This window comes from Bacillus sp. 05T22, from assembly GCF_056396765.1.
Genome location: NZ_JBFTMC010000282.1, coordinates 1 through 496, shown reverse-complemented (window position 1 = coordinate 496; position 496 = coordinate 1). Strand labels below are relative to the sequence as shown.

The following is a 496-nucleotide window of genomic DNA, read 5'->3' as shown; positions in this document are numbered from 1 at the left end:
GAACTTCCTTCATCATAAGTCAAAAGAATTAGTCGATAACTTTGATGTTGTAGCAATTGAAGACTTGAACATGAAAGGGATGTCACGAGCACTTAACTTTGGTAAAAGTGTTGCTGATAATGGGTGGGGGATGTTCACGACTTTTTTAGCCTATAAGTTACAAGAACAAGGCAAACAACTTGTGAAGATTGATAAATGGTTTCCTTCTACAAAAACATGCAGTAGTTGTGGAAACGTAAAGGATTTAGCACTATCTGAACGAGAGTATGTTTGTGATTGTGGTACGTCAATAGATAGAGATTATAATGCTGCAATYAACATCAAAAATGAAGCGATACGCTTGTTAGCATGATCATAAATCATATCAAAGAACCTATGGAACATGGGAGATAGCTCGTGGTCTTACGACTAATTCGTTAGCTAATAAAAGTAACGACTAACCGAGAAGCCCCCACTTCAAACAGCTCGTAAGAGCGTTAAGTGGCGGGTAGTTCAC

The 496-nt window shown here is 38.2% G+C and carries 1 protein-coding gene; it reads left to right on the top strand.

Translation table 11 applies throughout. The features are described 5' to 3' along the window. The coding region (locus tag AC1DIT_RS28435) for an RNA-guided endonuclease InsQ/TnpB family protein (RefSeq protein WP_141490438.1) at positions 1–352 on the top strand (352 nt) is incomplete at its 5' end. Positions 353–496 lie beyond the last annotated feature (144 nt).